The following is a 26,438-nucleotide window of genomic DNA, read 5'->3' as shown; positions in this document are numbered from 1 at the left end:
GCTAGCAACATTGACAACGCCGAGGGCCGGGTGATGGAACCCACCTTATTTTCGTTTATCTGGAAACATTCCAAGCGCCAGCAGATGATGCTGCTGCTGGTGACGGTGATCACTTTCCCGTTCCTGTATGCGTCGCTGGAGCTGCCAAAGAAAATCATCAACGATGCCATCGGGGCGAATTCGGCGCAGATTGACCTGTGGGGGGTCGAGTTGACGCAGGTCCAGTACCTGCTGCTGCTGTGCCTGCTGTTTCTGGGCACGGTGATTGTTGCGGGCCTGATGAAAATGCGGGTCAACACCATGAAGGGGGTGCTGTCGGAACGGATGTTGCGACGGCTGCGCTATCAGCTGATCAGCCGCATGATGCGGTTTCCGCGCCCCTATTTCCGCAACACCAGCCAGGGCGAACTGGTGTCGATGATCACCTCGGAAGCCGAGCCGATGGGCGGGCTGATGGGCGATGCGGTGGCGCAGCCGGCGTTCCAGTTCGGCCAGATGATGACCATCGTGTTCTTTCTGTTCATGCAGAGCGTGTGGTTCGGGCTGGCGTCTATCGCGCTGATTCCGTTGCAGGCCTGGCTGATTCCGCGTCTGCAACGGCAGATCAACCTGCTGAACAAGGACCGGATCCAGGAGATCCGCCACCTGTCCAGCGAGATCGGAGAAAGTGCTGCGGGCATCAGCGATCTGCGCGCCAATGGCGGCTGGCGCTATCGGCTGGCGATGCTGACGGACCGGCTGGGGCGGCTGTTCGAGATCCGGTTTCAGATCTATCAGAAGAAATTCTTCATGAAATTTCTGAACAACACCATCACCCAGATGACGCCTTTTGCGTTCTATCTGGTGGGCGGCTATCTGGCGATAAACGGCGAGATCACGGTGGGCGCGCTGGTGGCGGCGATTGCGGCCTACAAGGATCTTTCGAGCCCCTGGAAAGAGCTGTTGGCCTATTACAACCAGGTTCAGGACATGAGCCTGCGCTGGGAGGTCGTGACCGAGCGGTTCGCGCCCCGCGATATGATCCCGCAAGAGCTGTTCGAGGGCGAGCCGGACGATATTCCGCGCCTGAACGGCGAGATCGAGATCAAGGGCGTGACGGTGCGCGACAGTGACGACAACACGATTCTGGACGACATTTCGCTGACCATCCCCGAGGGCGCGCGGGTGGCGATTCAGTGCAGCAGCGCGGTCGAGCGCACGGCCCTCGCGCATTTGCTGACGCGCGAGGTGCTGCCGGTGCGCGGCAGCGTCACCCTGGCCGGTCACAAGCTGGACGCATTGCATCAGGCGGTGATCGCCGCGCGGGTGGGGTATGCCCATTCGCGGCCCTATCTGTTTGACGGCACGCTGGGGGACAACCTGTTGATGCCGCTGAAGATCAAGCCGCAGTCGGTGCTGTACGATCCGCACGAGCGCAACCACCGCGCATCCGAGGCCCGCCGGTCGGGCAACAGCACCGATGTGCTGGAGGCGGATTGGGTCGATCCCGGTCTGGCCGGGTTGAAGGACGGCAAGGACATTCGCGACTGGTGGTTTCAGCTGGTCGGTGCGATGGGGATTGACGAGGCGATGTTCCGGCGCACCCTGCGGTCGCGGTTCGAACCGTCCAGGCACCGCAAACTGGCCGAAGATATCGTTGCCTTGCGGCCCGAGATTCACCGGCGGCTGAAGGAGCGGGGTTTTGACGGCTGCGTTCACCGGTTTGAACCGGACCGGTTCAATCCGGCGATTCCGCTGGGTGGCAACCTGCTGTTCGCCGCACCGACATGCAGGATTACCCAGGACATGCTGGTTGAAAACGGTGCCTTCATCCGGGTTCTGCACGAGTTGGGGTTGGCTGAGGAAGGGTTGGAAATTGCCCAGGAGGTGATGAACATCCTGGGCAAGACCTTTGGCCGCGATGGCACCGATCACCCGCTGTTTCGCCGTCTGGGCATGGAAGACGAGATGTACCACCGCCTGTCGGATATCGTGAAAAAAAGCCGGGACGGAGGCAGACAGGCACTGGGCGAGGAGGAAATGTCTCTGCTGTTGACGGTGCCCTTCCTGTTGACCGCCGAGCAGATCGGGTCGAGCTTTCCCGACCGGTTCAAGGACGAAATCCTGAAGGTGCGCAAAGCCAGATCCAAGGATCTGCGCCGACTGGTGGGCGATCAGTTTGTCGCCATCTCCCCGGAGGCCTATTTGCCGCGTCTGACGGTGGCGGAAAACGCGTTGTATGGCCGGGTTTCGATGGCGGCGGGGGCACGGGCCGGGGACATCGAGGACGTGGTGGCCGATGTCATGGCCGAACACAACCTGCGCCATCGTATCGCCGCGATCCTGTACGATCTGCCCACCGGATTGGGCGGCACCAACCTGCCGACGGTGTTTCAGGAGCGTGCCGCATTCAGCCGCGCCGCGATCAAGCGTCCGGACATATTGATCATGGACAAGGCGCTGGCCAGCCATGACAGCGAAAGCCGCAAGCGGTCCCGCGAAGCGCTGCGCGATATGTTGCCCGACGCCACGCTGATCTTCATGGAGGACCGGTTCGACAATCCGGACGCCTACGATCTGTTCGTCGAGGTCAAGAACGGGCAACTGAACGGTGTGGCGCGGGCCGACGAAGAGATGGACGGCGCCGGCGGCGATGATCTGCGCCGCAAGCAGAAGGCGATTGCCTCGGCCGATCTTTTTGCAGGTCTGGATGCCCGCAACCAGCGTCTGCTGGCCTTTGGCGCGCAATGGTTTGACGCCGAGCCGGGGCAGGTGGTGTTTGGCAAGGGCGAGCCGCCGGATGCGGCCTATCTGTGCCTTGAGGGCACGGCCGAGATGCGCTGGCCCGACAAGTCCAGCGACCAGCCGCCGGTGTCGATCATCGGGCCGGGACGGCTGATCGGGGATCTGTCGATCATCACCAAGGAGCCGCGGCAGCTGGATCTGATCGCGGTCGACCGCGCGCGTTTCCTGCGCATCGGGGCCGAAGAGCTGCAGGCGGTGATCGAAAGCGATGCGACCGTGGCGACGCAGCTGCTGGCAGCGGTGGCCGGACATCTGGCCGGGGTGGCCGCGGTGCTGATACGTTCGAACATCAACTACAAGGATCTGGGGCCGGACAAGGAAAAACCCGAGGCGCTGGATCGTATCATGGATGAGCTCGATGGCTGAGCCGGCCTACGGCGCGCACGAGGGTCTGGTTGCCCCCGCGCGACGCCATCCACAGCTGTGGCGGTTGCTGGCGGGGCTGGGTTTGACGGCGGCGGTTGTGCTGGCCCTGAACCGCGTGGCGTTCGGGGTGCTGGGGGTCGTGGCGCCGGGGCTGTTCGCCGACGGCGAGGCGGCGTTTGTGCTGGGCAACAGCCCGGGGTCGTTGCTGGTGCTGTTGGGCAGTTTCGGGTTTGTCATCGTAGGCGTCATGGTGGCGGCGCAGCTGATGCAGCACCGCGCCCTGGTCACGGTGACCGGGCCGCTGCCGCTGGCGCTGCGCCAGTTCTGGCAGGTGGCGCGGATGCTGGCGGGGCTGGGTCTGTTGCTGCTGGTGTTGCCGCCCTATGACATGGGGGTGGTGTTGGTCCAAAACCTGCCGATGGGTCTGTGGGCGATGCTTTTGCCGCTGTCGCTGATGGCGGTGCTGATTCAGACCGCCGCCGAGGAAATCCTGTTTCGCGGCTATTTGCAGCAATCGCTGGCGGCGCGGTTTCGCAGCCCGCTGATCTGGATGGCAGGGCCGGCGGCGATCTTTGCCCTGGGCCATTACCTGCCCGCCGAGGCCGGTGACAATGCGCTGTTGATCGCCGCCTGGTCGGGGGTATTCGGGCTGGTTACGGCGGATCTGACGGCGCGGGCGGGGACGCTGGGCCCGGCCATCGCCGTGCATCTGTTCAACAATACCATCGCGTTGCTGGTGGTGGCGCTGCCGGACAGCCTGAGCGGGCTGGCTCTGTATACGCTGCCCTATTCGATGTCGGACACCGGCGCGCTGCGCCAGTGGCTGGTGGTGGATTTTGCGATGATGGCCGTGAGCTGGCTGGCGGCGCGGGTTGTCATCGCTCGTTGATTGCAATTCCGCGCCGGGACGCTTATCTGGGCGCCACGTCCGGCCAGCAGAGGCATCGCAATGAACTGGATTACCAATTACGTCCGCCCGCGGATCAACTCGATCTTTTCGCGTCGCGAAACTCCCGAGAACCTGTGGCAAAAATGCGATGAATGCGGCACCATGCTGTTTCACCGCGAACTCAGCGACAATCTGAACGTCTGCACCAGTTGCGGCCACCACATGGTGATCTCGCCGCGTGAGCGGTTCACGGCGCTGTTTGACGGCGGGGTCTTTGCCGAAATCGCGGTGCCGGAACCGATCGCCGATCCGTTGCATTTCCGCGACCAGAAGAAATATCCCGAACGCATGAAGGCGGCGCAGAAGGCCACCGGCGAAAAAGAGGCCATGCTGGTCGCGACCGGGGACATGGGCCGCGCCCCGATCGTGGCGGTGGCGCAGGATTTCAGCTTTATGGGCGGGTCCATGGGCATGTATGTGGGCAATGCGATCATTGCCGCCGCGCAAAAGGCGGTAAAGATGAAGTGCCCTCTGGTTCTGTTTTCCGCGGCCGGGGGCGCGCGGATGCAGGAAGGCATTCTGAGCCTGATGCAGATGCCGCGCAGCACCGTTGCGGTGCAGATGCTGAAAGAGGCCGGGTTGCCCTATATCGTGGTTCTGACTCATCCGACCACCGGCGGTGTCACCGCGTCCTATGCGATGCTGGGGGATGTGCATATCGCCGAACCCAACGCGCTGATCTGCTTTGCCGGGCCTCGGGTGATCGAACAGACCCTGGGCGAGCGGCTGCCGGACGGGTTTCAGCGTGCTGAATACCTGCTTGATCACGGCATGCTGGACCGGGTCACCCGACGCACCGAGATGCGCGACGAGCTGATCGCCATCACGCGGATGCTGATGGGGCTGCCTCCGGCGGTGCGCGGCGATCTGCCCGCGCCCGATCCGCAGCCCGAGGGGCTGGACAAACCCAAGGATGAAGCCAAGGCCGGGACAGCGCAGCCGGCGGACGACCCGGCAGCCAAAAAAACCGCTGCCAAGCCATGAGCGCGCCCACATCCGATGTCATCCTGGAGCGGATGATGTCGCTGCACCCCAAGATCATCGACCTGACGCTGGACCGGGTCTGGCGGCTGTTGGCGGCGCTGGACAATCCGCAGGACGATCTGCCGGGTGTGATTCATATTGCTGGGACCAATGGCAAGGGCTCGACCCTGGCAATGATTCGCGCCGGGATCGCGGCGGCGGGCAAGACCGCACATGCCTATACCAGCCCGCATCTGGCGCGGTTTCACGAGCGGATCCGGGTGGGTGGCACGCTGATCGACGAGGCCGCGCTGAGCGCGGTGCTGGACGAGTGCTATGTTGCCAATGGCGACGAGGCGATCACCTATTTCGAGATTACCACCTGCGCGGCATTGCTGGCTTTTGCGCGGGCGCGGGCGGATTACACCCTGCTTGAGGTCGGGCTGGGCGGGCGTCTGGATGCGACCAATGTCGTGACCGCGCCGGAGTTGACCGTGATTACGCCGATCTCGATCGATCACGAGCAGTATCTGGGCGACACGCTGGGCAAGATCGCGTTCGAGAAGGCCGGGATCCTGAAGCGTGGGGTGCCCTGTGTCGTGGCGCCGCAGGCGGAAGACGCGATGGTGGTGATCGAGAATGTCGCCAGCCGCGTTGGCGCGCCGCTGTTGGTGCACGGTCAGCATTGGCATGTTTATGAGGAACGCGGGCGGCTGGTCTATCAGGACGAAACCGGGCTGCGCGATCTGCCATTGCCGAACCTGCTGGGGGCGCATCAGATCGTCAATGCGGGCACGGCACTGGCGGCGCTGCGGCACCTGGGCCTGGGCGATGCGGCCTATGAGGCGGCGGTGACGCGGGCGGACTGGCCGGCGCGGATGCAGAAGCTGACTCGCGGACCGCTGGCCGATCTGGCCCCGGATGCCGATCTGTGGCTGGACGGCGGCCATAACGCCGCCGCAGGCGCGGCGCTGGGCGTGCTGTTGGCCAGCCTGCCGCCGCGCCCGACGCGGCTGATCTGCGGGATGCTGAACACCAAGGATGTCACCGGCTATCTGCGTCCGCTGGCGCCGCAGGTAAAGGGGCTGACTGCGGTGTCGATCCCCGGCGAGGCCAATACCCTGCCTGCCGCGGCGACGCAGAGCGCGGCGCGGGCCGTGGGTCTGCAGGCCGATGTGGCCGACAGCGTCATCGATGCGCTGCGCGCCATCGTGGCCGAGGAGCCGCGCAGCCGGGTGCTGATCTGCGGATCGTTGTATCTGGCGGGATCGGTGCTGCGCGAGAACGGCTGATCGGGTGGGGGCTCTGCCCCCGTCCCTGCGGGACTCCCCCGGAGTATTTCCGGCAAGAGGAAAACCGGGGTTTGCAGCGTGGTGCGCATCGCCGGATTCAAGACTTTGGTCAGGGATCGGAACAAACGCAAAGTGCTTTAGCGTCCCCAGTCCTGGTCCTGCATTTCGCGCAGGCGCGACGCGGTGCGTTCGAATTCGAACGTGCCTTCGCCTTCGACATAGAGCATTTCGGGCTGGGCGGCGGCGGAGGCGATCAGACGCACGCGGGCCTCGTAGAGCGCATCGATCAGGGTGACAAAGCGCTTGGCCTCGTTGAAATTCTGTCGTGACAGGCGCGGGATGTCTTCGAGCACCAGCACCCGCACCGTGTCGGCGATTGCCAGATAGTCGGCGGGACCAAGCGCGGTGCCGCAGAGATCATAGAAGGTGGCGCGGGCAACGCCGTTGCGAAACGCCGGGATCACCACTTCGCGCTTGTTGACATGCAGGGTCAGGGGGGCGGCCGGGCCGCCGGTGAGATCGTCCCACACAGCGGCGATTTCGGCGCGGGCCGCCGGGCCGGTGGGGGTGAAATAGACCTGCGCGCCTTGCAGGCGGTTCTGGCGGTAATCGGTCGGGCTGGTCAGTTCGTGGACCACCATGCGGGTCTTGATCAGCTCGATGAAGGGCAGGAACAGCTGGCGGTTCAGCCCGTCCTTGTACAGATCGTCCGGCACGCGGTTGCTGGTGGTCACCACCACCACCCCGGCATCGAACAGTTTTTGAAACAGCCGTCCGACAATCATGGCGTCGGTGATGTCCGTGATCTGCATTTCGTCAAAGGCCAGCAGGCGCAGATTGGCGATGACATCGGCGGCGACGGGGTCCAGCGCATCGCGGGCACCGGCCTTGCGGGCCACGTGCATGGCGGCGTGGATTTCCTGCATGAAGGCGTGGAAATGCACCCGGCGGCTGGCAATCCCGTCCAGCGAGTCGACAAACAGATCCATCAGCATGGATTTGCCGCGTCCGACCCCGCCCCAGAGGTACAGACCCTGGATCGGGTCGGGTGCCTTGCGGAACAGGCCGCGTTTTACCGGCGTTGCCAGCGCCGTGGCAATGCGTTGGAATTCAGGCAGGACGGCCTGTTGCACCGGGTCCGGCCTGAGACTGCCATCGGCGATGCGGGCGGCATGAAGGTCAAAAACAGCGGTCATGTCGCAGCCATAGCGCGGGGCGGGGGCATTGAAAAGCGCAAGTGCGCGGGATGTATCAGCAATGCTGATGGGCGGCCGCACGATTCCCGATTTGTAATACCGTGGGATTCCGTTAACTGATTTGCCTGACTCGTCGGAGATACGCGGATGACTGAGAAGGCGACCTTGTTCAACCCGGTCCTGATTGTGGGCTGCGCCATCATCCTGGTCAGCTTTGCGATCCGCGCCTCGTACGGGGTGTTCCAGATTCCCATCGCCGAGGAGTTCGGTTGGCTGCGCAGCGAATTTTCGCTGGCGATTGCGATCCAGAACCTGGCCTGGGGGATCGGGCAGCCGATATTTGGCGCGCTGGCGGAAAAGATCGGGGATCGCCGGGCTATCGTGATCGGGGCGCTGGTCTATGCGCTGGGGCTGGTGCTGTCGTCGCAGGCGGTGACCCCGCTGGCGCATCAAACCTATAGCTGGCTGGTCGGGTTCGGCATCGCGGGCACCGGATTTGGCGTGATCCTGGCGGTGGTGGCGCGGGCATCGACGGACGAGAACCGGTCGATGTCGCTGGCGATCATCACGGCGGCAGGCAGTGGCGGTCAGATCGTGGGGGCGCCGGTCGCGGAATGGATGCTGGGCTTTCTGGGGTGGCAGCAGGTGTTTCTGGTTTTTGCCGCCGCGATTCTGGCGATGATTTTGACCCTGCCGTTGATGCGGGCGCCGGCGCGCCGCGAAACGGCAGAGATGCCCGAGAACATGGGTGTGGTCCTGATCCGGGCGCTGCGGGATCCGTCCTATACGCTGATTTTCCTGGGGTTTTTCAGCTGTGGTTATCAGCTGGGGTTCATCACCGCGCATTTCCCCGCCTTTGTCACCGAGCTGTGCGGGCCGATCCTGCCCGGGGGGATGCTGCATGCCATCGGCATCACGACCACCTCGGCGCTGGGGGCGGTGGCGATTTCGCTGATCGGGGTGGCCAATATTGCCGGCACCCTTGCGGCGGGCTGGGCGGGCAACCGGTTTCCCAAGAAATACCTGCTGGCGGGGATCTATGCCGCGCGCACGGTGGTGGCGGGAGCGTTCATCCTGCTGCCGATCACGCCGCTATCGGTGATCCTGTTTTCCGTGGCGATGGGGGCGCTGTGGCTGGCGACCGTGCCGTTGACCTCGGGGCTGGTGGCGCAGATCTATGGGCTACGTTACATGGGCACGCTGTATGGCATCGTGTTTCTGAGCCATCAGATCGGCAGCTTTATGGGTGTCTGGCTGGGCGGGCGGATGTACGATCTCTATGGCGATTACACGCTGGTCTGGTGGATCGGTGTCGGCATCGGCGCGTTCAGCGCCATCGTGCACCTGCCGATCCGCGAACGCCCGATGGCGGTCGTGCCTGCAGGGAGCGTTTCGGCCTGAACCTGCATTCCTCCTGAATGTGCGTCCCCCATCGCTGCGTGAACTCGAAGATTTCGACGCGATGGGGGACGCCGGGCGTCTCGGGGCGAGGCCGAAACTTCAGAATCAGCGCGCCGCTTGCCATTTGTCGAGAATATAGCGGCCGGTCATCAGGTCCAGATGTGCACCGCCGCCGTTCTTGAACAGGGTTATGTCATCTTCCGTGCGTTGAAACGCGGCCAGATCGTAGTAGTCCGCGATCAGGTCGTCGCGGGTGATTACGCCCGCGTCCAGAGGAATCTGGATTTCGCCGATGTGACCGACGGTGGTGTCGAAACTGTCCACAAAGATGCGCGCGCGGGTCAGGGCGGTGTCGTCCGCCTCGCGCATGTCGGGGCGATAGGCCCCGATCAGGTTCAGGTGCTGACCCGGTTGCAGCCACGCGCCCCGGATCACCGGGGTCGAGGACATGGTGGCGGTCACGACGATATCGGCGGCGCACACTGCTGTTTCCAGATCGTCGGCCACGGTCACGCCGGGTTTGCTGGCGGCCAGCGCGTCGGCCTTGGCGCGGGTGCGGTTCCACAGGGTGAGGGTCGCGTCGGGAAACCCGGCGGCAAAGGCGTCGCACAGCCCGCTGCCGACGGTGCCGGTGCCGACAATCAGGATGTTGCGGCTGTCGGCATGGGCCAGCCGGCGCGCGGCCAGCAGGCTGTCGCCGACGGTTTTCCATTTGGTCACTAGGTGAAAGTCGATCAGGGCCGACAGGGTGCCGTCGCGATCCGAATAGAGGCAGACCGCGCCGTTGACCATCGGCATGTCGCGCTTTGGGTTGTCGGGAAAGATCGTGGCGGTTTTCACGGCCAGCCCCATACCGTCGATCCAGGCCGAGCGGGACAACAACGTGTCGGGATCGCGATACAGGAAGGTATCGCCGATCTCGGCCCTGGGCAGATCGTGACCGCGCGCCAGGGCCTCGGTCAGTTCCAGCCATCCTATGTTGGCCTCGCCCTCGTCAAAGGAAATGTAGGGAATGGTCATGCGGCCTCCTGTGGGGTTAAAAGCCCGGCCTGGATCAGCCGGTCGGCCCAGCCATCGGGGCCCTGGAACAGATGGGTTTGCCAGCCGCGCGCGCCGGCCACGGCAATGTTTTCGGGGCGATCATCGGTGAACAGCAGCCGGTCGGGGGCGATGCCGCTGTCGGTTTCCAGCGTCTGATAGATCGCGGGGTCGGGTTTGGCCTGTTGCAAATGGCCCGAGATATACTGACGGTCGAATTCGCGCAAAAACGGATAGTGGGTGGCGGCCAGATCGAAGCTCTGGATGCCGAAATTGGACAGCGAGAACACCGGGATCGCCTTGGCACGCAGGGCGCGCAACAGACGCACCGAGCGGGGGATTTCCGGCTGCGCCATTTCGATCCAGCTGTGGTGCCAGAGGCGGATTTCCCGTTGCCAGTCCGGGTGCGCGTCTGCGGTACCATAGACGGTATCGGTGAAATCTTCGCCCATGTCGACACGGTCGTTCATGCCCGCCAGATCGACGGCGGCGAACAGGGCGCGGCGGCGGTCGGGGCCGATGCGGGCATCGTAGAAGCGTTCCGGTTGCCATTCGATCAGCACGTTGCCGATGTCGAACACGACGGCCTGGGGGTGCATGGTCTGTTCCTTCTGCCGCCGGTGGCCTGCGGGCGCTCAGCCGTTGCGTTTGGCGGTGCGTATCTCGCGTTCGAGCGCGTCCAGAAAACGCGAGCGGTCGGCCTTTGTAAAGCCCTTGCCACCGCCGCCCGTGCCCAGCGGGTTGGCCGCCCGCAGGTCGGCCATCAGATCGCGCATCGCCAGTTGCTGGCCGATGTTGGCCTCGGTGAACGCCGTACCATTGTGGCGCAGCACCCGCGCCCCGGTGGCGACGCATTTGGCCGCCAGCGGGATGTCCCCGGTCACCACCACGTCGCCGGGGCCGCTGCGCTCGGCGATCCACATATCGGCCAGGTCGGCACCGTCGGCCACGATCACGGTCTGCACCAGCGGATTGGCCGAAGGGCGCAGCCCGCCGTTGGAGACCACATACATGGTCCAGCCATGGCGGGTTGCCACCCGTTCCGCTTCGGCCCGCACCGGGCAGGCGTCGGCGTCGAGATAAAGCGCGCCCAACGGCCTAGTCCCACAGGGCCTGGGCGTGAAAGGCGACGTGTTCCTCGATGAAGGAGGAGACGAAGAAATAGCTGTGATCGTAGCCCGGTTGCAGCCGGAACGTGGCGGGCTGGCGGCGCAGGGCGATAGCGGCGGCCATGGATTCCGGGCGCAGCAGGTCGATGAACTGGTCCTTGCTGCCGGTGTCGATCAGCACCGGACCGTCAAAGCCGGTTCGTCCCATCATCACCGTCGCGTCATGGCGTTGCCACGTGGTTTCATCATCGCCCATATAGGCGGTCAGCTGTTTGCGGCCCCAGTCGGACGCGGTGGGGTTGCAGATCGGCGAAAAGGCCGAAACCGAGCGGAACCGCCCCGGCAGGTTCATCGCCATGGTCAGTGCGCCATGCCCGCCCATCGAGTGGCCGGTGATCGCCTGACGGTCGCCGTCGATGGCGAATTTGTCGGTCAGCAGCGCGGGCAGCTCTTCGGTCACATAGTCCCACATGTTGAAATGCGGCGCCCAGGGGGTCTGGGTGGCGTTGACGTAGAATCCGGCGCCCTGACCCAGGTCGTAATCGTCGTCATCGGCGACGCCGGGGCCACGCGGCGAGGTGTCGGGAAAGACCAGCGCGATGCCATGGTCGGCGGCCCAGGCCTGAGCGCCCGCCTTGGTCATGGCGTTCTCGTGGGTGCAGGTCAGCCCCGACAGATACCACAGCAGCGGCACCGGGCCGTCGCGTGCCTCGGCGGGCAGGAACAGGCCAAAGGTCATGTCGCATTGGCAGGCGGTCGAGGCATGGGAATAGACGCCCTGAACGCCGCCGAAACAGGTGTTTTCAGAAACGGTTTGCATTTTTGTCCCCTTGGGTTGCGATCTGTGTTCCGAGCTATCGGGCGGTGATGGCGACGTCCAGTGCGCAGGCGGTTTTGGTCGGAATATTTACCCGCCGGGGGGCTGGCCCGATTGCACCCAGGCCATGATGACGGGGAAGGTCAGGATGCTGAAGGCGGTGGAAAACAGGATCGCGGCCGAGACCCGGTGCGGTGCGATGCCGTAATGCTGCGCCAGCATATAGACATTGCCCGCCACCGGCATGGCGGCGGCAGACACCACGATCACGGCGGAAAACGCATCGAGCGGGATCAGGACCAGAACGGCAATCGCGACGGCCAGGGGATGCAGGATCAGCTTGCAAAAGGTCAGCCAGCCGGCAACCTGCACCCGTTCGGCAGATTTGCCCGCCAGCGAAGCGCCGATGGCAAACAGCGCCCCCGGCGTCGCGGCACCGCCCAGGATGGCCAAAAAGTCGTTCATCGGATCCGGGATCGGCAGGGCCAGCGCCGACCAGGCCAGCCCCAGGGAGATGGACACGATCATCGGGTTGCGCAACAGCCCCAGCGCGATGGTGCGCAGGATGGCCAGGCTCATCCGCCCGTCGCGCGCGCCGTTGATCAGGATAACGATCAGGCTGGAGAACACGATCAGATCGGTGGCCAGCACCAACATCATCGGTCCGATCGAAGCCTCGCCGAACAGCATGACGAACATGGGCAGGCCCAGAAAGCCGACATTGCCGATCACCGCGCATTGCGCCTCGACTGCGGATGTCTGCATGTCCAGTCCGCGCAGCAGGGCAACGGCGGTGGCGATGCCGTAGACAACGGCGCTGCCCAACAGGTAGGCGATGATCAGGCGGCCATCGAACACCTCGGCCAGGCGCAGGTTGGCGGCAAAGCGGAACAGCATTGCCGACAGTGCGAAATAGAACACGAATTTGGTCAGGTAGGCGGTGGCCTCTTCGCTGAAAAACCGTGTGCGCCCGGCCCAGTAGCCGAGTGCGATGATTGCAAAGAAGGGCAGCGTGCGCAGGAAGATCTCGACCATGAGACAGGCCTAGCGGCAAGCCCGCAGAGCTGCAAGGCCCCCTAGCCCGAGCCGATCAGGATACCCGCCGCCAGCACCAGCGCCCCGCCCAGCACGACCTGAAAGGCGGCGCGAAAGAACGGCGTTTCCATATAGCGGTTCTGAATCCAGGCAATGGCCCAGAGTTCGAAAAACACGATGACAAAGGCCAGGATCGTGGCGGTCCAGAAATCGGTGATCAGATAGGGCAGGGCGTGGCCCAGGCCACCCACCGTGGTCATGATGCCTGAGGCCAGCCCGCGTTTGAGCGGCGAGCCGCGCCCCGAGAGTTCGCCATCGTCCGAGGCGGCCTCGGTAAAGCCCATGGAAATGCCCGCGCCGACCGAGGCCGCGACCCCGACCAGAAAGGTGGTCCAGGTGTCCTGGGTGGCAAAGGCGGTCGCAAAGATCGGCGCCAGGGTCGACACCGAGCCATCCATCAGCCCGGCCAGCCCCGGCTGCACCCAGGTCAGAATGAACTGGCGGCGCGCAGTGGCGTCTTCGTTGCTGCGGGTGTCGGCGTCCAGATGCCGGTTCGCCAGATCCGAGGCGGATTCCTGGTGTCCGGCTTCGGCGGCGGCCAGATCGCCCAGCAGCCTGCGGGTATCCGCATCGGTGGTGCGGGCAGCGGCAGCGACATAAAACCGCTCGGCGTCGCGCTCCATCGCCTCGGCTTCCTCGCGAATCCGGTCCAGCCCCAGATTCTCGACCAGCCAGACCGGGCGGCGGGTGTAATACCCGGCCACATGTTCGCGGCGGATCAAGGGGATGGTGGACCCGAACCGCTGCTGGTGCAGGGCGATCAGGCGGGCGCGGTGATCGTCTTCTTCGCTGGCCATGCCATCAAATATCCGCGCGCTGGCCGGATAGTCGGCGCGCAGGGATTCGGCGTAGCCGCGATAGATCTGGGCGTCGTCCTCTTCTGAAGATATCGCCAGTGCGATGATTTCTTGTTCGGACAAATCACGGAACCGTTTTCGTTGCGTCGTGAAGCGCATGATTACCCTCTTTTTAGAATGATTCCAAAATAGCCGCGTCAGCGCAAAACGCAAGCGCAGTACCCGCAAGTGTTGTTGCAACTGAACCAAACGGTTTATATCATGAAGCCAAGATGTAAACTGCGGAGCAGCAATGGATCAGCCGGACACCATCCTGCGCACCGGGCGCAAATTCGAGCAGGTCCTGCAGGGCGCGCGTCAGGTGTTCATGGCCGATGGCTTTGAGGGCGCCAGCGTGGATGACATCGCCCGCACTGCCGGGGTGTCCAAGGCAACATTGTATAATTATTTCCCGGACAAGCGCCTGTTGTTCATCGAGGTGGCGACCACCGAATGCAAGCGCATGGCGGATCAGACGCTGGAGCTTATCGACGATCGTGCCCCGCCGCGCGAGGTTCTGACCGTCGCCGCCGGGCAGATCGTGCCCTTTATCCTGTCGGATTTCGCGCAGCAGGTGTTTCGCATCTGCGTGGCCGAACAGGACCGGTTCCCGCAGCTGGGCGCGGCGTTTTATGCCTGCGGCCCGCAAACGGGGCATGCCCGCCTGGTCGGGTATATGCAAGGTGCGGTGGCGCATGGCACGCTGAGGATCGATGATCTGGACATGGCGGCGGAACAGTTTCTGGAACTGTGCAAGGCCAAGCTGTGGATGCGGGCGATGCTGGGGATACAGACCCGTTTCACGTCAGACGAGATCGAGAGCGTGGTCGACAACGCCGTCGAGACCTTTCTGGCCCGATACGGAGTCGTGACGTAGGGGGCTGAAGCGCGCCCCCGACTATGATCCCTGCGTGAAAACAGGCATCGCTTGCAGGCATATCGGGGTCTCTGAACGCGGTACCGGGCAGTGATCGGGCATCCGTGCGCCCATTTTACCGCCCGACCGAACGCGGTAAGATGGTCTTTCAAATATGCCTTGCCGATCGCGAGAGACGTTTCGCCGCTTTGCCCGGATGCCTGTGCAGAACGGAACATGTCCTGTCGGGCGGTGGGGCAACGGGCACGCACCTACTGTCCGATGGTTTCGAGGGCGATGGTGCTGAGCAGGTCCTGAACCTCTTGCATCGCGCCTTTGGGAAAGCTCTGGTGCCCGACGATGACCCGCCCTGGCCGGTCCGCCACTTTGGCCACGAAAATGCCATAGGGGCAGAATGCAATGTTCATGGGATCGGTTTCCATCACCTTGCGCGACAGGGTGGCCGAGCAGAAACTATAGACATCCGCCCGATCGAACAGCACGACCCGAGACCCCACATCGGCGCGGGTGCGTTCCAGCATCTCGCCCACGTGGCTGACATGGTCAATGACCAGTCCCCGGTCCAGAATGGCGCTTTCCAGTCCAAAGGTCACATCGTCGAACGATTGATCGGTCTCGTATGTCACGATGTCCTGCGCCGACAGCGCCTGAACCGCGCCGATCAGAACGGCCCCCAATGCCAAAGCTTTCATATGTGTGCTCCTGTGATGTGGTGACGTGTGGGTTATGCGGCGATGCCCGCTGGCGACATATAGCAAAGTCCGAATGGGATTGGCGATTGGTTTCACCGCAGCGCCGGGCAAGATTTCAACGCCATCTCTGAAATGTGAGACGAAATGTTTTGGACGCGCTGCCATGGCAGTCTAATTCGGAATGGAAAAGAACAGGAGCGCCCGATGGCCTATCGTTGGAAGAACACTCTTACTGCCGCAGATATTACACCACCCGGCGTCTATCTGAATCGTCGCCAGATCATGGCCGGACTTGCCGGTGCGGGGGTGGCATCCCTGGCCGGGCCGGCTGTGGCCGTCGAGGATCTGACGCCCAACAGTTGGGACGACATCACCAACTATAACAACTTTTATGAATTCGGCACCGGCAAAGAGGATCCGGCCAACAATGCGGGGGCATTGACCACCGCCCCCTGGAGCGTGACCATCGACGGTATGGTCGAGCGACCGGGTGCGTATGACATGCAGGATATCCTGTCGAAGATGACCATCGAAGAGCGGATCTATCGTCTGCGCTGTGTCGAGGCCTGGTCCATGGTGGTGCCCTGGAACGGCTTTGAGCTGGCCGATCTGCTGGCGCTGGCCGGGGTGCGTCCCGAAGCGAGATTTGTGGCCTTCGAAACCCTGTATCGCCCCGAAGAGATGCCGGGCGTGCGCTATCCGGTGCTCGACTGGCCCTATGTCGAGGGTCTGCGGCTGGACGAGGCCCTGCATCCGCTGACCATCATGGCGACCGGGCTTTATGGCAAGCCGCTGCCAAATCAGAACGGCGCACCGCTGCGGTTGGTGGTACCCTGGAAATATGGTTTCAAGTCGATCAAGTCGGTGGTGCGGATCACCCTGTCCGACACTCAGCCGCCAACCAGTTGGAACAAGAGCCTGCCGCGCGAATACGGGTTTTACAGCAATGTGAATCCGACGGTGGATCATCCGCGCTGGAGTCAGGCCAGCGAACGCAAGATCGGTGGTGGGCTTTTTGCGTCCAAGGTTCCGACGCTGATGTTCAACGGGTACGAACGGGAGGTTTCGGCCCTGTATGATGGCATGGATCTGGTCCGGAACTTCTGATCCGATGATTGCCCGCCTCAATACGCTGCTGCGACACATCCCTGTGTGGGCAGTATATATCGTAGGGGCGCTTCCTGCTCCGGTGTGGTTTTACCTCGGGGTCACCGGTGGGCTGGGTGTCGAGCCGATCAAGGCGCTGGAGCATGAGCTGGGGCGGCTTGCCCTGCAATTTCTGGTCCTTGGTTTGCTGGTCACGCCGCTGCGCCGGTATGCGGGATTGAACCTGCTGCGGTTTCGACGGTCGCTCGGGCTGTTGGCGTTCTATTATGTCTGCCTGCATCTGCTGGTCTGGCTGGTTCTGGACGTGCAGGTGCCGCAACAGATCTGGGCGGACATCCTGAAACGGCCCTATATTTCAATCGGGATGGCCGGTTTTGTCCTGATGATCCCGTTGGCGGTCACCTCTAACAACCGGTCCGTGCGGCGCCTTGGGGCGATGTGGCGGCGTCTGCATCGGCTGGTTTATGTCATTGCGGTGCTCGGGGCATTGCATTTTGCGATGCTGGTAAAGGGCCTGCAGTTTGAGCCATTTGTGTATGTTTTGTTTGTGTTGTTGTTGTTGATGATGCGGTTGCGGATTTTTGGGTTTTTTTTCGGTTTGGGGGTGCGGCGGCCGGGTGGTGTGGGTGAATCGGGTTGATGTGCGACTCGTTTTTGGCGGTGTTGCCGGGTGTTTGATGTGTGTTTCCGGGTCGCGACCGCAAGATTTGGTGTTAGCGCTGTATGTGAGTCGTGATGTGCCGGGAGATTTCTGTGGTTCTGGCGGCGGTCCGGGGTGTTTTTCTGGGGGAGGGTTGGATGGAAGGCGTTGATTTCATGAGATTAAATACTTTTCTGCAAAAAAGATGGCGTTTCTGGAAAAAAGGGGTTGCGGGTTTGGCGGACTAACCGTAGAACCCCCTTCACCGGCGGCGCAGAGATGCACCAACGGGGCGCCAGACGGGCGGGACGAACTGGAAACGGAACGGACCGAGACGAGGCGGAACGATAAAATCAGAGGTAAGTGAGGCGGGGCGCGCCATTAAAGAAAGGGCGCATCTCAGTTTCTTTTGTCTCTACGCTCTTTGAAATTGATAGTATCTGAAGAGATATGTGGGCGGTTTGGTTCATTCGATGGATCAACCTTCTGTATATCGCGCTAGTAGGGGCAACCCGATGATCTAGTGTCAGCTTCACTGTTTGGACGGTTTCTTGTTTTCTTATGAAAACCTGAAGCACAACAAACAGAAACTGCCCCGGCTGAACACCGGGGCGATGTGCAGAGGTTCGAACGTCAAGGATAAGCTGGCAACAGCTTTTCAACTTGAGAGTTTGATCCTGGCTCAGAACGAACGCTGGCGGCAGGCCTAACACATGCAAGTCGAGCGCTACCTTCGGGTGGAGCGGCGGACGGGTTAGTAACGCGTGGGAACATACCCTTCTCTAAGGAATAGCCACTGGAAACGGTGAGTAATACCTTATACGCCCTTCGGGGGAAAGATTTATCGGAGAAGGATTGGCCCGCGTAAGATTAGATAGTTGGTGGGGTAATGGCCTACCAAGTCTACGATCTTTAGCTGGTTTTAGAGGATGATCAGCAACACTGGGACTGAGACACGGCCCAGACTCCTACGGGAGGCAGCAGTGGGGAATCTTAGACAATGGGCGCAAGCCTGATCTAGCCATGCCGCGTGAGTGATGAAGGCCTTAGGGTCGTAAAGCTCTTTCGCCAGAGATGATAATGACAGTATCTGGTAAAGAAGTCCCGGCTAACTCCGTGCCAGCAGCCGCGGTAATACGGAGGGGACTAGCGTTGTTCGGAATTACTGGGCGTAAAGCGTACGTAGGCGGATCAGAAAGTAAGGGGTGAAATCCCAGGGCTCAACCCTGGAACTGCCTCTTAAACTCCTGGTCTTGAGTTCGAGAGAGGTGAGTGGAATTCCGAGTGTAGAGGTGAAATTCGTAGATATTCGGAGGAACACCAGTGGCGAAGGCGGCTCACTGGCTCGATACTGACGCTGAGGTACGAAAGTGTGGGGAGCAAACAGGATTAGATACCCTGGTAGTCCACACCGTAAACGATGAATGCCAGACGTCGGGTAGCATGCTATTCGGTGTCACACCTAACGGATTAAGCATTCCGCCTGGGGAGTACGGTCGCAAGATTAAAACTCAAAGGAATTGACGGGGGCCCGCACAAGCGGTGGAGCATGTGGTTTAATTCGAAGCAACGCGCAGAACCTTACCAACCCTTGACATCCCGGGACCGCCAGAGAGATCTGGTTTTCACTTCGGTGACTCGGTGACAGGTGCTGCATGGCTGTCGTCAGCTCGTGTCGTGAGATGTTCGGTTAAGTCCGGCAACGAGCGCAACCCACATCTTTAGTTGCCAGCAGTTCGGCTGGGCACTCTAAAGAAACTGCCCGTGATAAGCGGGAGGAAGGTGTGGATGACGTCAAGTCCTCATGGCCCTTACGGGTTGGGCTACACACGTGCTACAATGGTAGTGACAATGGGTTAATCCCCAAAAGCTATCTCAGTTCGGATTGGGGTCTGCAACTCGACCCCATGAAGTCGGAATCGCTAGTAATCGCGTAACAGCATGACGCGGTGAATACGTTCCCGGGCCTTGTACACACCGCCCGTCACACCATGGGAGTTGGGTTCACCCGAAGGCCGTGCGCCAACCTCTTCGGAGGGGGCAGCGGACCACGGTGAGCTCAGCGACTGGGGTGAAGTCGTAACAAGGTAGCCGTAGGGGAACCTGCGGCTGGATCACCTCCTTTCTAAGGATGTTCCTAGCATCACAGAGCTTGCTCTTGATCGTGGAACACTTAGCAGAAGATCGGCAAACAAAGCCGGTCACATCGAACCGGACCGTCCTCATATCTCTTCAGTAGTTAATCACAGACCTACCGGTCTGTCTTGGGTCGGTAGCTCAGGTGGTTAGAGCGCACGCCTGATAAGCGTGAGGTCGGAGGTTCAAGTCCTCCTCGACCCACCATCGTTCAATCCTTTGGGGTTGAACGCGGCGGCAGTGGAATTCCGAAGGGGTTCGACGAGAGCCATAACTTTCACCGGGCGCGCCGCAAATTGCTGCGCAATTCGCTTTCCGCGCTCGTCGAGTTGCCTTGCAGCTCAACGTGGGGCCTTAGCTCAGCTGGGAGAGCGCCTGATTTGCATTCAGGAGGTCAGGAGTTCGATCCTCCTAGGCTCCACCATCGTGCAATTGTGCGGGAATTGACCGAGGTGCATTTGCCGGGCGGCACCGAGATGCCATCAGGGCAGATCGCAGAACACATCTTCAAGCATTCGCGGAATGTTTGAACGTCTGTTCTGCAGACGAATTGACATCGTATAGAGAGATACAAATACAACACTGTTTGATCGCCACGAGTAGGTGGAGGATCTCAGTTTGGTGCCCTTCGGGGCGAGCGTATGTGGCGGTTGTTTCCTCGACCGATCATGCGTCTGCCAGCTGAAAAAGACAGCGTTGTCCAAGTCAAGTACACTAACCCGGTTCAAGTTCCGCACGGGATTTGAACCAAAGTCTGGCGCAAGCCAGGCGGGAAAAAGTATGCTTTTGGTTCAGAATAAGGGCCACAGTTTCTTACCAGCTTCTGTGGTCGCGAAGGGCGCAAGTCTTTCTTTTTCTGGATCAAATCAAGCGCGAAAAGGGCGTTTGGTGAATGCCTTGGCAGTAAGAGGCGATGAAAGACGTGATACTCTGCGATAAGCCATGGGGAGCTGAGAATAAGCTTTGATCCATGGATTTCTGAATGGGGCAACCCACCTGATACTTTGTTATTGTTAGCCGCAAGGTTATCAATAATGAGGTTAACCAGGTATTTATGACCTGAATACATAGGGTTATAAAGGCAAACCCGGGGAACTGAAACATCTAAGTACCCGGAGGAAAGGACATCAATTGATACTCCCCTAGTAGCGGCGAGCGAACGGGGACCAGCCGAGCCATGAATGTGAATAGAATGTGTTGGGAAGCACAGCCATAGTGGGTGATAGCCCCGTATATGAAGCACGATTGGACGTATTAAGTAGGGCGGAACACGTGAAATTCTGTCTGAAGATCGGAGGACCACCTTCGAAGGCTAAGTACTCCTTACTGACCGATAGTGAACCAGTACCGTGAGGGAAAGGTGAAAAGCACCCCGACGAGGGGAGTGAAACAGTACCTGAAACCGAACGCCTACAATCAGTTGGAGGGGCCTTGCGCCCTGACAGCGTACCTTTTGTATAATGGGTCATCGACTTGGTCTCACGAGCAAGCTTAAGCCGTTAGGTGTAGGCGCAGCGAAAGCGAGTCTTAATAGGGCGTCGAGTTCGTGGGATCAGACCCGAAACCGAGTGATCTAGGCATGACCAGGATGAAGGTAAGGTAACACTTACTGGAGGTCCGAACCCACACCTGTTGAAAAAGGTCGGGATGAGTTGTGCCTAGGGGTGAAAGGCCAATCAAACTCGGAGATAGCTGGTTCTCTGCGAAATCTATTTAGGTAGAGCGTCATCCGAATACCCTCGGGGGTAGAGCACTGGATGGGTAATGGGGCCCCACAGGCTTACTGATCCTAACCAAACTCCGAATACCGAGGAGTACTAGATGGCAGACACACTGCGGATGCTAACGTCCGTAGTGAAGAGGGAAACAACCCTGACCTCCAGCTAAGGCCCCTAATTCATGGCTAAGTGGGAAAGCAGGTGGGACGACCAAAACAACCAGGAGGTTGGCTTAGAAGCAGCCATCCTTTAAAGATAGCGTAACAGCTCACTGGTCTAATCAAGTTGTCCTGCGGCGAAGATGTAACGGGGCTCAAGCCATGAGCCGAAGCTGAGGATGCCGTAAGGCATGGTAGCAGAGCGTAGTGTGACATAGTTCCATGTGTCCTTACCTTCTTCGGAAGGATTGGACACAAGGAGCTTTCGATGAAGCCGGGGCGTGAGCCATCCGGTGGAGAGATCACTAGCGAGAATGATGACATGAGTAGCGACAAAGAGTGTGAGAGACACTCTCGCCGAAAGTCCAAGGGTTCCTGCTTAAAGCTAATCTGAGCAGGGTAAGCCGACCCCTAAGGCGAGGCCGAAAGGCGTAGTCGATGGGAACCAGGTTAATATTCCTGGGCCAGGAGGATGTGACGGATTGTGAAGGTTGTTTGCCCTTATCGGATTGGGCAGGCCGCTGATCAGTTCCTGGAAATAGCCCTCCGTGAGATCGTACCCTAAACCGACACAGGTGGACTGGTAGAGAATACCAAGGCGCTTGAGAGAACTATGTTGAAGGAACTCGGCAAAATACCTCCGTAAGTTCGCGAGAAGGAGGCCCAGTTTCTACGTAAGTATTGGCTGGGGGCACAAACCAGGGGGTGGCGACTGTTTATTAAAAACACAGGGCTCTGCGAAGTCGCAAGACGACGTATAGGGTCTGACGCCTGCCCGGTGCCTGAAGGTTAAAAGGAGAGGTGAGAGCCTTGAATTGAAGCCCAGGTAAACGGCGGCCGTAACTATAACGGTCCTAAGGTAGCGAAATTCCTTGTCGGGTAAGTTCCGACCTGCACGAATGGCGTAACGACTTCCCCGCTGTCTCCAACATAGACTCAGCGAAATTGAATTACCTGTCAAGATGCAGGTTTCCCGCGGTTAGACGGAAAGACCCCGTGCACCTTTACTACAGCTTCGCACTGGCATCAGGATTGTGATGTGCAGGATAGGTGGTAGGCTTTGAAGCAGGAACGCTAGTTCTTGTGGAGCCACCCTTGAGATACCACCCTTCGCACTCTTGATGTCTAACCGCGGTCCGTTATCCGGATCCGGGACCCTGCGTGGCGGGTAGTTTGACTGGGGCGGTCGCCTCCTAAAGCGTAACGGAGGCGCGCGAAGGTTGGCTCAGAGCGGTCGGAAATCGCTCGTTGAGTGCAATGGCAGAAGCCAGCCTGACTGCAAGACTGACAAGTCGAGCAGAGTCGAAAGACGGCCATAGTGATCCGGTGGTCCCGAGTGGAAGGGCCATCGCTCAACGGATAAAAGGTACGCCGGGGATAACAGGCTGATACTGCCCAAGAGTCCATATCGACGGCAGTGTTTGGCACCTCGATGTCGGCTCATCTCATCCTGGGGCTGGAGCAGGTCCCAAGGGTACGGCTGTTCGCCGTTTAAAGAGGTACGTGAGCTGGGTTTAGAACGTCGTGAGACAGTTCGGTCCCTATCTGCCGTGGGTGTAGGATACTTGAGAGGAGTTGCCCCTAGTACGAGAGGACCGGGGTGAACGATCCACTGGTGGACCAGTTGTTATGCCAATAGCAGTGCTGGGTAGCTACGATCGGACAGGATAACCGCTGAAGGCATCTAAGCGGGAAGCCCCCCTCAAAACAAGGTATCCCTGAGAGCCGTGGTAGACCACCACGTCGATAGGCCAGAGATGTAAGTGCAGCAATGCATTCAGTTGACTGGTACTAATTGCTCGATAGGCTTGATTTGATCCAGTAAAAGACAGACTTTTACCAGATAAATCAAAAGCATACACAAACACAGCGTACAAGACTTGGAACACAGAGGGCTTTTTCGGTTTGGTGGTCATAGCGCAAGTGAAACACCCGGTCCCATCCCGAACCCGATCGTTAAGCACTGTAGCGCCGATGGTACTGCGTCTGAAGGCGTGGGAGAGTAGGTCACTGCCAAACCTAAAAAGCCCTCTGTCGTATCTCTCTAACGATGACGCCTCACTCAATACGAACCCGTGAGGCATTTGGCGCGGGATGGAGCAGCCCGGTAGCTCGTCAGGCTCATAACCTGAAGGTCGTAGGTTCAAATCCTACTCCCGCAACCAAAATAATACACCAATTACAACACGCTAGAAGCCACCTCCGGGTGGCCGCGCGCGTTCCCGAAACACCACTGGAAGCACTGTGGAAGCAAACGGACGCGGCTTGTGACTGTTGCGGACACGCAACACGCAAGCTAGATCAGCACAACAAGAACCAGTGCCAACGCAAACGCGAACGGCCCAAACAGGTTATCCGAGCGTCGCTACTACTACGCTGCGGTGCAGCTTTTCCAAAGGGGACATCCAATAGGGGAAAATCTATCCCAGTTGGTGGATCACTTTCAGAGGGCTATTCCAAAGACACATAGATAGGCCGCATTCTCAAGCGACCGTTAATGTCTCACCAGCGCTCCTACGCGATAAGCTACAATCGACTTAGTGCCATCGTTTACGAAGAGCTTCAAATTCATTATTCGCGCAGTAGGGTCTCTTTGCTCGATATGATCAAAGCTGCGGCTTAACAACTTCCAGACATCCAAAATGCAGATCTTACTGCCATTATAAGGAATGGAAAATTCGTGGCTAGTAATCAAATCAGTGCGAAATTTCTCAAAACTGCAGCGGATGCTGCAGCCTTCGATCCACCCGCTGATTCGCGACTACGAGGCGGCGCAGGACAGCGTCGGTGAATGGTTCTCCGAGATCGGCCTGGTGCGCGGCGAACGGCGCAAACAGGCGATCCGCGAGGCGCTGCAGGATGGACGGACGCCGCCGGCGAACCGCCGCCATGTGCGCCCGGCGAACTGGCGTGCGCAGGAAGAACTGCGCCTGGCGAAAGCGGCCGCCGCGGTCGAGACACGCAAGCGGGCGGTGGCCGAGCGCGAGAATGAAGCCGAAGATGTCCTCGCCTTTGCAGACGGCGTGGCGGCGGAAACGATGGATGAAACCGGACAGCCGCTGCCGGACAAAGCGGGCGAATCCCAACCCGTTTCGTTCCCACCGCAACGCAAGGCCGGGCGAGGATTCGCCTGGGCGCGCAAGGCGTTTTCCGTGATTTTCGAACGCCTGCGAAAACGCGCCCGCCAGGACGCGGAACGGACCGCCGCGGCAAGGATCGTCACCGAACTTGCGGACATCAAGCGCGCCGACCAGGCCATCCTCGACATCGCCCGACTTTTGCCCAAGGGCCTGCGCACCAAGGTCGCCCAGGCCCGCCGCGCCCTGACGGCACGGATCATGGTGCTGGAGCGCACAACCAGCGCGCGGAAACCCGAACCCGGACCGCGCGATGGGCGGTCGCAATAGATCGGTTGCTGGACGGGCCCTGGCATCGACGGAACGCGTATCTCATTCCAGCAAAGGACAAGATCGCATCGCCCCAGGCCATGTTCAGGAATTCAGCAAGCCCCGTTTGACGTCCGGCGGCGACGGGCACGAAGATAGCCGGGAACCCACGCGCTGCGTTCCGGGAACCCTGAAACCGTCGTCCGGGCGGTCTGTGGTCATTCATCGCAGATGCGGGTCAAGTCGCGCCAAGACAGAGGAAACCGACATGCAGACGTGCCTGAAAAGAACGCCTTCGCGGCAATGCCGCAAGTTGACTCGGAGGTCATCAATGACATGACCATGGGCAACGCATCCGTTCCTCCGCAAGAGATCCCAGCCGCGCTCGCCTTTCCGGACCACAAAAATTTCAGTTGTCCAGACTTTCAAACCAGTCAAGCACCATGGATGTCCAACCCGGCGGCAGTCCGTGTTTTCCCTTGTGCAAGGCAAGCGCAAGGCTGCCGTCCTCGCATTTCCATCGCTTGCGCCATATGCCATCTGAAATCTCATGTTCCGCCGGATTGCTCGGGCAGCTGTTTTCCCGCCGCCAAAGCTGCAAGCCTTCCCAGATATCGGCCTGCCTGATCGTGATTTCATACTCTTCACTGTGTATCGAGCGACCTTCGAGTGGAACCGTTGCATCGGCGAACCCATGAACATGCAAGATGCTCGCGGGTCCGGTGCAATTCTCGGGCATAGGCAACCAAAACCCGCCTGCAGCCGGTGCATACGCCCGCGCGAAATCGGGCGCGTGGCAAGCCATGTCCCAAACCATCGACCCGCCGCGCGAGAAGCCGGTCAGCAGCAACCGATTTGGATCGACATCGAAGTGCATGACGGCATCGGCCAGTACTGCGCGGAGAAATAACACGTCACGCCGGGGGTATATCAGCCATCCGTCGCGCACCGCCCAGTCCCTGGGCTTGCCCTCGTCCCACGGCAACGCATTGGGTGCGATCAGAGCGTAGCCGCGCGAGGTGAACCGCTCGACAAAGTCTTTCCTGCCGATGGCTTTGGCGCCGCTGCCTCCATAGCCGTGCAGATGCATGACTGCAGGCCCGCCCTGCCATCCGTCCGGAATGGCGATGTGGTACTCTCCGTCGGCGACAATGCAGGACTGAGTTGCGCCGCCGCAATCGAGCGCAAGCGCCCGATCCGCGGGAATGAGCAACGCCAGGATCAGCAAGAACCGATGAAACATCATGAGTCCCCCTTGGCTATTTCGTATCCTCGCGACGATGCGCCTCGCGGTCATCCTACCATGGCGGTGATCCACTCGATGAATCTTTTTGTTGCAAGTCGGCATTCTGCACGGTTCGGCTTCAAACGGTTCGCCAATGCATTTGGAAGTCCGGAACGTCCGGCAGTGCCGTCGCTCGCTGGCCAAACGGTCTGCGCGATGCACGAATGGCATCTTCTGGAAACCGAAAATGCGTATTGCGTCGGTGATGAAGGCCCGCAGCGGGCTGGCGATTGCTGTTTCCATATGAGTTCTGCGGAGCAACGCGCCCCGTCGCAAGGTCGTGTTTCGCGACAAGCGCAGTGCGGTGCGCGTGTCCATGACCTTTTCGACTGCTGCGCAGATTGTTGGGGGCCGAAATGGCTCAGTGGCATCTGCGGCCCCGGTTGCGGCGATAATCCGGGGCTTCAATGGCGCAGATCAGATGATCAAACATTTTGCCAGACATCTGCCCGACAGATTGCGCGCCGGAACCACCGGTGCACGGCGCTTGACCTGAGACCTTAAACCTCCTCCACTTTTGAGTAGGATCTGTCCCAAGCATTGGAGACGGAATATGAAGAAGTCACGATTTTCAGAAGAGCAGATCATCGGGA

General features: G+C 60.5%; 18 protein-coding genes, 3 tRNA genes and 3 rRNA genes. 15 read left to right on the top strand and 9 right to left on the bottom strand.

Features of this window, described 5'->3' with window-relative positions; genetic code table 11:
• Window positions 1-33 precede the first annotated feature (33 nt).
• From NANH_RS26195 to NANH_RS0112750, 4 genes are read left to right on the top strand one after another with little or no spacing between them, the layout of a single operon-like run.
• Complete coding sequence (locus NANH_RS26195; RefSeq protein ID WP_051372409.1) at window positions 34-3,150, top strand: ABC transporter transmembrane domain-containing protein; 3,117 nt, start codon at window positions 34-36, stop codon at window positions 3,148-3,150.
• Complete coding sequence (locus NANH_RS0112760) at window positions 3,143-4,039, top strand: CPBP family intramembrane glutamic endopeptidase (protein ID WP_036049822.1); 897 nt, start codon at window positions 3,143-3,145, stop codon at window positions 4,037-4,039. Before NANH_RS26195 ends, NANH_RS0112760 begins: the two co-directional genes overlap by 8 nt.
• A 60-nt stretch (window positions 4,040-4,099) precedes the next feature.
• Entirely contained in the window at window positions 4,100-5,083 is a 984-nt protein-coding gene (accD, locus tag NANH_RS0112755) for an acetyl-CoA carboxylase, carboxyltransferase subunit beta (RefSeq protein WP_027262374.1), read from the top strand.
• Window positions 5,080-6,354, top strand: a complete 1,275-nt coding sequence (locus NANH_RS0112750; protein WP_027262373.1) for a bifunctional folylpolyglutamate synthase/dihydrofolate synthase — start codon at window positions 5,080-5,082, stop codon at window positions 6,352-6,354. The genes accD and NANH_RS0112750 overlap by 4 nt, the downstream gene beginning before the upstream one ends.
• 137 nt (window positions 6,355-6,491) lie before the next feature.
• Here NANH_RS0112750 and zapE read toward each other — a convergent pair whose 3' ends face one another.
• Window positions 6,492-7,550 (bottom strand): cell division protein ZapE, encoded by a 1,059-nt coding sequence (zapE, locus tag NANH_RS0112745; protein ID WP_027262372.1) that lies wholly within the window; start codon window positions 7,548-7,550, stop codon window positions 6,492-6,494.
• A 147-nt stretch (window positions 7,551-7,697) separates the two neighbouring features.
• On the opposite strand from zapE, the gene NANH_RS0112740 reads away from it, so the two are divergent.
• Window positions 7,698-8,951, top strand: a complete 1,254-nt coding sequence (locus NANH_RS0112740) for an MFS transporter (protein ID WP_027262371.1) — start codon at window positions 7,698-7,700, stop codon at window positions 8,949-8,951.
• 105 nt (window positions 8,952-9,056) lie between these two features.
• Here the strand turns inward: NANH_RS0112740 and NANH_RS0112735 are convergent, their stop codons facing one another.
• The 6 genes from NANH_RS0112735 to mbfA all read right to left on the bottom strand — a co-directional run bounded on the left by NANH_RS0112735 (window position 9,057) and on the right by mbfA (window position 13,966).
• Window positions 9,057-9,971: an ornithine cyclodeaminase family protein gene (locus NANH_RS0112735; protein ID WP_027262370.1), complete on the bottom strand. Its 915-nt coding sequence runs from the start codon at window positions 9,969-9,971 to the stop codon at window positions 9,057-9,059.
• A complete protein-coding gene (locus NANH_RS0112730; RefSeq protein WP_027262369.1) occupies window positions 9,968-10,588 on the bottom strand; it encodes an HAD family hydrolase in 621 nt (206 codons plus the stop codon). The genes NANH_RS0112735 and NANH_RS0112730 overlap by 4 nt, the downstream gene beginning before the upstream one ends.
• Window positions 10,589-10,624: 36 nt before the next feature.
• Complete coding sequence (locus NANH_RS0112725) at window positions 10,625-11,083, bottom strand: YaiI/YqxD family protein (protein ID WP_027262368.1); 459 nt, start codon at window positions 11,081-11,083, stop codon at window positions 10,625-10,627.
• Window positions 11,084-11,087: 4 nt separating this feature from the next.
• Complete coding sequence (gene fghA, locus NANH_RS0112720; RefSeq protein WP_027262367.1) at window positions 11,088-11,918, bottom strand: S-formylglutathione hydrolase; 831 nt, start codon at window positions 11,916-11,918, stop codon at window positions 11,088-11,090.
• A gap of 87 nt (window positions 11,919-12,005) precedes the next feature.
• On the bottom strand, window positions 12,006-12,950 hold the full coding sequence (locus NANH_RS0112715) for an AEC family transporter (protein ID WP_027262366.1): 945 nt from the start codon (window positions 12,948-12,950) through the stop codon (window positions 12,006-12,008).
• A 41-nt stretch (window positions 12,951-12,991) separates the two neighbouring features.
• A complete protein-coding gene (gene mbfA, locus NANH_RS0112710; RefSeq protein ID WP_027262365.1) occupies window positions 12,992-13,966 on the bottom strand; it encodes an iron exporter MbfA in 975 nt (324 codons plus the stop codon).
• 133 nt (window positions 13,967-14,099) lie between these two features.
• Between mbfA and NANH_RS0112705 the strand changes: the two genes are divergently transcribed.
• A complete protein-coding gene (locus NANH_RS0112705; protein WP_027262364.1) occupies window positions 14,100-14,723 on the top strand; it encodes a TetR/AcrR family transcriptional regulator in 624 nt (207 codons plus the stop codon).
• A 251-nt stretch (window positions 14,724-14,974) separates the two neighbouring features.
• Here NANH_RS0112705 and NANH_RS0112700 read toward each other — a convergent pair whose 3' ends face one another.
• Window positions 14,975-15,415 carry a hypothetical protein gene (locus NANH_RS0112700; protein WP_027262363.1) on the bottom strand — a complete coding sequence of 147 codons (441 nt, stop codon included), beginning with the start codon at window positions 15,413-15,415 and terminating at the stop codon, window positions 14,975-14,977.
• Between the two features lie 204 nt (window positions 15,416-15,619).
• Here NANH_RS0112700 and msrP point away from each other — a divergent pair, with 204 nt between their 5' ends.
• From msrP to NANH_RS0112650, 9 genes are all read left to right on the top strand, one after another.
• Window positions 15,620-16,522, top strand: coding sequence for a protein-methionine-sulfoxide reductase catalytic subunit MsrP (gene msrP, locus NANH_RS0112695; protein ID WP_027262362.1), 903 nt, complete (start codon window positions 15,620-15,622; stop codon window positions 16,520-16,522).
• 4 nt (window positions 16,523-16,526) lie between these two features.
• Window positions 16,527-17,162, top strand: coding sequence for a protein-methionine-sulfoxide reductase heme-binding subunit MsrQ (gene msrQ, locus NANH_RS26190; RefSeq protein ID WP_051372407.1), 636 nt, complete (start codon window positions 16,527-16,529; stop codon window positions 17,160-17,162).
• A gap of 659 nt (window positions 17,163-17,821) precedes the next feature.
• A 16S ribosomal RNA gene (locus tag NANH_RS0112680) occupies window positions 17,822-19,287 on the top strand.
• A gap of 141 nt (window positions 19,288-19,428) precedes the next feature.
• Window positions 19,429-19,505 (top strand) — tRNA-Ile (locus NANH_RS0112675).
• Window positions 19,506-19,646: 141 nt separating this feature from the next.
• Window positions 19,647-19,722, top strand: a tRNA-Ala gene (locus NANH_RS0112670).
• 440 nt (window positions 19,723-20,162) lie between these two features.
• Window positions 20,163-22,990, top strand: a 23S ribosomal RNA gene (locus NANH_RS0112665).
• A gap of 88 nt (window positions 22,991-23,078) precedes the next feature.
• A 5S ribosomal RNA gene (gene rrf, locus NANH_RS0112660) occupies window positions 23,079-23,193 on the top strand.
• Together the 16S, 23S and 5S rRNA genes with 3 tRNA genes alongside form the textbook arrangement of a ribosomal RNA operon.
• Window positions 23,194-23,262: 69 nt before the next feature.
• Window positions 23,263-23,339, top strand: a tRNA-Met gene (locus NANH_RS0112655).
• A 534-nt stretch (window positions 23,340-23,873) separates the two neighbouring features.
• Window positions 23,874-24,581: a hypothetical protein gene (locus tag NANH_RS0112650; RefSeq protein ID WP_139236696.1), complete on the top strand. Its 708-nt coding sequence runs from the start codon at window positions 23,874-23,876 to the stop codon at window positions 24,579-24,581.
• 388 nt (window positions 24,582-24,969) lie between these two features.
• Here NANH_RS0112650 and NANH_RS0112645 read toward each other — a convergent pair whose 3' ends face one another.
• Entirely contained in the window at window positions 24,970-26,088 is a 1,119-nt protein-coding gene (locus NANH_RS0112645) for an alpha/beta hydrolase family esterase (protein ID WP_245601454.1), read from the bottom strand.
• Window positions 26,089-26,438 lie beyond the last annotated feature (350 nt).

This window comes from Sedimentitalea nanhaiensis DSM 24252 (assembly GCF_000473225.1).
In the GTDB taxonomy this organism is placed as follows: Bacteria; Pseudomonadota; Alphaproteobacteria; order Rhodobacterales; family Rhodobacteraceae; genus Sedimentitalea; species Sedimentitalea nanhaiensis.
Note: the sequence above shows the minus strand (reverse complement) of the source record. Positions and strands in the feature narration are given on the sequence as shown.

Bases quoted from the DNA above. Each gene is read 5' to 3' on its own strand.
- NANH_RS26195 (WP_051372409.1), top strand. From the start codon at position 34: ATGGAACCCACCTTATTTTCGTTTATCTGGAAACATTCCAAGCGCCAG.
- NANH_RS0112760 (WP_036049822.1), top strand. From the start codon at position 3,143: ATGGCTGAGCCGGCCTACGGCGCGCACGAGGGTCTGGTTGCCCCCGCG.
- accD (WP_027262374.1), top strand. From the start codon at position 4,100: ATGAACTGGATTACCAATTACGTCCGCCCGCGGATCAACTCGATCTTT.
- NANH_RS0112750 (WP_027262373.1), top strand. From the start codon at position 5,080: ATGAGCGCGCCCACATCCGATGTCATCCTGGAGCGGATGATGTCGCTG.
- zapE (WP_027262372.1), bottom strand. From the start codon at position 7,550: ATGACCGCTGTTTTTGACCTTCATGCCGCCCGCATCGCCGATGGCAGT.
- NANH_RS0112740 (WP_027262371.1), top strand. From the start codon at position 7,698: ATGACTGAGAAGGCGACCTTGTTCAACCCGGTCCTGATTGTGGGCTGC.
- NANH_RS0112735 (WP_027262370.1), bottom strand. From the start codon at position 9,971: ATGACCATTCCCTACATTTCCTTTGACGAGGGCGAGGCCAACATAGGA.
- NANH_RS0112730 (WP_027262369.1), bottom strand. From the start codon at position 10,588: ATGCACCCCCAGGCCGTCGTGTTCGACATCGGCAACGTGCTGATCGAA.
- fghA (WP_027262367.1), bottom strand. From the start codon at position 11,918: ATGCAAACCGTTTCTGAAAACACCTGTTTCGGCGGCGTTCAGGGCGTC.
- NANH_RS0112715 (WP_027262366.1), bottom strand. From the start codon at position 12,950: ATGGTCGAGATCTTCCTGCGCACGCTGCCCTTCTTTGCAATCATCGCA.
- mbfA (WP_027262365.1), bottom strand. From the start codon at position 13,966: ATGCGCTTCACGACGCAACGAAAACGGTTCCGTGATTTGTCCGAACAA.
- NANH_RS0112705 (WP_027262364.1), top strand. From the start codon at position 14,100: ATGGATCAGCCGGACACCATCCTGCGCACCGGGCGCAAATTCGAGCAG.
- NANH_RS0112700 (WP_027262363.1), bottom strand. From the start codon at position 15,415: ATGAAAGCTTTGGCATTGGGGGCCGTTCTGATCGGCGCGGTTCAGGCG.
- msrP (WP_027262362.1), top strand. From the start codon at position 15,620: ATGGCCTATCGTTGGAAGAACACTCTTACTGCCGCAGATATTACACCA.
- msrQ (WP_051372407.1), top strand. From the start codon at position 16,527: ATGATTGCCCGCCTCAATACGCTGCTGCGACACATCCCTGTGTGGGCA.
- NANH_RS0112645 (WP_245601454.1), bottom strand. From the start codon at position 26,088: ATGGAAACAGCAATCGCCAGCCCGCTGCGGGCCTTCATCACCGACGCA.